Source organism: uncultured Leptotrichia sp. (assembly GCF_938036635.1).
GTDB lineage: Bacteria > Fusobacteriota > Fusobacteriia > Fusobacteriales > Leptotrichiaceae > Leptotrichia > Leptotrichia hongkongensis.
In genome coordinates, this window is the sequence record NZ_CALHQO010000579.1 from 1 (window position 1) to 3,455 (window position 3,455).

The 3,455-nt window shown below is 31.3% G+C and carries 4 protein-coding genes; all 4 read right to left on the bottom strand.

Annotated features, from left to right (window positions below; genetic code table 11):
- Window positions 1–1,151: VWA domain-containing protein (locus Q0370_RS11540; RefSeq protein ID WP_299575875.1), on the bottom strand; the 1,151-nt coding region annotated here is incomplete at its 3' end.
- 172 nt (window positions 1,152–1,323) lie between these two features.
- Window positions 1,324–1,950 carry an RNA-guided endonuclease TnpB family protein gene (locus tag Q0370_RS11545; protein WP_299575877.1) on the bottom strand — a complete coding sequence of 209 codons (627 nt, stop codon included), beginning with the start codon at window positions 1,948–1,950 and terminating at the stop codon, window positions 1,324–1,326.
- A gap of 36 nt (window positions 1,951–1,986) precedes the next feature.
- Window positions 1,987–2,643, bottom strand: a complete 657-nt coding sequence (locus Q0370_RS11550; protein WP_299575879.1) for an amino acid ABC transporter permease — start codon at window positions 2,641–2,643, stop codon at window positions 1,987–1,989.
- Between the two features lie 2 nt (window positions 2,644–2,645).
- On the bottom strand, window positions 2,646–3,434 hold the full coding sequence (locus tag Q0370_RS11555) for an amino acid ABC transporter substrate-binding protein (RefSeq protein WP_299575881.1): 789 nt from the start codon (window positions 3,432–3,434) through the stop codon (window positions 2,646–2,648).
- Between the last annotated feature and the right edge of the window lie 21 nt (window positions 3,435–3,455).

Genomic DNA, 3,455 nt, shown 5'->3' on the forward strand with positions numbered 1-3,455 from the left:
GAACTCAAATCCATATTTTTCAACACTCTCTCAAGTAAAAGTGGCAAATTTTCAGGATTACAAGCAAAACATGGAATTCCAAGTGAAGCAATTTTTCCAGACATTTGTGAGTCATAATAAGGTTTTCCATCTCCAGATATTGCTAAAAGACAAACTACTATTACTCCCGAATCTTTCATTTCTTGTAATCTTCTTAACATTTCACCACGATTCCCACCTTCAATTAAATCAGAAATTAGAAAAAATATTGTTTTTTTCGGATTTTCAATATATTTTGTACAATATTTAATTGATTTATTGATATTTGTTCCACCACCTAGCTGAAATCCGTATAGTAAATCAACTGGATCATCTGATTTTTCTGTCAAATCCACAATTTCAGTATCAAAAGCTACCACACGTGTTTTCAGTGAAGCTATACTCGCTAAAATACACGCCATTACTGAAGAATAAATTACAGATTCTCCCATAGATCCACTTTGGTCAATATCCAAAATGACTGTAAATTTACTTGTGGGGTTAACGCTTGCTCTCTCAAAAAAATAATAATGCTCTGGAACAATTTTTTTTAATTCCCTGTTGTAATTTTTTATCCCTCTTCGTATCGTTGTTTTAAAATCTAAAGATGACGCAGATGGAATTGGCGAGTGCTGTTTCTTGTTAAGTGCTGCTCTAACTGCTCTTCTAATATCACTTTCCAACAATTTATTAATTTCCTCTACAATTTTTTTTATGAAATTTCTAACACTTTCTTTACTTTTTTGTGGAATTTGCTCTTTCAAAAGCATAATTGTTGAAGCAAGATTTATGTTAGGCTCTACTTGATCCAATATTTCAGGCTCAAAAAGCAATTGTTTCAACCCACATCTTTCCATCGCATCCGTCTGAATAATTTTCACCAATTCTTTATCAAACAAAGTTCTAACATCTCCAAGCCATCTACTAATTTGCGGATTAGACGGACCTCTTCCAGCAGAATCTCCACCCATAAATTGTCCTGTCGGATTATAAATCGCATCCAATGCCTTATCCATCAACCAATCTTCCTCTGTAAAACTTGGAATAGCTTCTGAATCCATAGACGAAAATTCTTCTTCCGTATCTTTTCCAAGAATTAATCTCCAACGCTTTATATCTTCTTTAATGTCCATAGTTCTCCTTAAATATCATCGAACTGAACCTCCCATGACTGGGCATTATCTCTCCTTAACAAGTTAAGGAGCTTAGCCAAGTGTCGCAGGGTTCTTGGGTAGTAGTTGCTTCTGTTAGCCAACTAAATTTACCAAGCTATCCCCATAGTTCCTACGGTTCATATATTTTTATTTAAGCACTTATACCTAATATCCTTAGTCCTTCTTTTAATATGTTTTTTGCTGCATTTATATCTCTATTATGTACAGCTCCACATACTGGACAAGTCCATTCTCTTATACTTAAATCTTTTACTTCTTCATTCTTATTTCCACAACAATTACATATTTGACTACTTGCAAAAAATTTATCCACTCTTACTATTGTTCTTCCATGCCATTTTGCTTCATAATCTAATATTCTATTAAATTCACTCCATGATACATCTACAATATTTCTTGCTAATTTATGATTTCTTACCATATTTTTTACTTGTAAATCTTCCATACAGATAATATCATATTCTTTTATTAGCATTGTTGATAACTTTTGCAGAAAATCTTCTCTTTGATTTGATATCTTTTCAAATAATCTTGCTACTTTTATCCTAGCTTTATTTCTATTTGAACTACCCTTTGGTTTTCGTGATAGTTTTCTTTGTAATATCGCTAGTTTATTCAAAGATTTTTGTAAATATTTTGGATTTTCTATTGTGGCTTCATCACTTGTAATCGCAAAGTCCTTTATACCTAAATCTATTCCAACATTCTTATTAGTACTTTTTAATTTTTTTACTTCTACTATTTTTTCATTTTTCACTCTTTATCTCCTAGTCCACTTTAATTTTAAAATTTCTTAAATTCTGACTTTATTTCTTTTCTCTATATTTTTAAACAATCTATCAACTGCAAAACTTAATACAAGATAAATGATAATTGCACAAATATATGGCGTAATATTATAGTAAATGTTTGCTAATTCCTTTGTACGCTTCATAACTTCGGTTACAGCAAGAACATAGATTAATGAAGTATCCTTTATAAGTGTAATTGCTTCATTTCCCAATGTTGGCAGTACTCTTCTTATTGCCTGTGGCAAAATAATATATATTATTTTTTGCCAGTAACTATAACCAAGAACTTTTGCAGCTTCATGCTGTCCTTTATCAATACTTTCTATTCCACTTCTCATAATTTCCACAAGATATGCCGCATAATTTATAATAAAAGTAATAGTTGCCGCCGTATATGGCTCTAACACAACTTTGTATCCGCCAATTTTCATAAGCGGTATTCCATAATAAACCACCATTAACTGAAGCATTAAAGGAGTTCCTCTAAATATCCAAGTGTAAACTGAAATAAAAAATTTTACAGTCTTATTTTTCCCTGTATATGCTAACGCTCCTAAAATTCCTAACGGGACAGAAAATAGGATTGTAAACAAATATAATATTGCAACATTAGGTAATGTTTTTAATAATTCTACAAATATTGATAATGATTGATTCATTATTAATCTTTAAACCACTTTGAATAAATTTTTTGATAAGTCCCGTCTGTTTTCAATTCTTCAATAGCTTTATTTATAGCTTCAATTAACTTTGTATTTCCTTTTTTAGCAGCAATTCCATATTCTTCTTCTCCATAGTTCTCGCTTAAAATTTTATAGAGATCTTTTTTAGCCTGAGTTTCTTTTGTTTTTTTAGTATATTTTGCCAACACTTCATCTGCTACAATTGCATCAACTCTCCCTGCATCGAGATCCATAAATGCCTGGTCATATTGAGCATAAGTTTTAAATTCCTTAAATTTTTTATCCTCACCTGATTTTTTCACAGCTTCTTCTCCACTGCTTTCAGTTTGGCTTCCAACATTTTTTCCTGTTAAATCAGCTTTTTCATTAATGCTTGAATCCTTCTTAATCACTATAAGCTGATGACTTGTAAAATAAGGTTTTGACATTTCAGTTTCTTTTTTTCTTTCCTCTGTTATAGTAAGTCCATTCCAAATTAAATCAATATTTCCACCATTCAAATCTAGTATCTTTGAATCCCAGTTTATTGGCTTAAATTCAACTTCAGCACCCAACTTTTGAGCAACTGCTCTAGCCAAATCAATATCAAACCCTACAATTTCGCCTTTTTCATCCTTGAATCCCATTGGAACAAATGAATCATCCAATCCAATTACAATTTTCTTAGGAACTCCATCAGTACTTTTTCCTGCTTTTTTGTCCTCTTTCTCAACACTGCACATAAAAACGCTTAACGCTAAAATCATCAATAACAATATTTTTTTCATAGCTATTCCTCCTGATCTTAT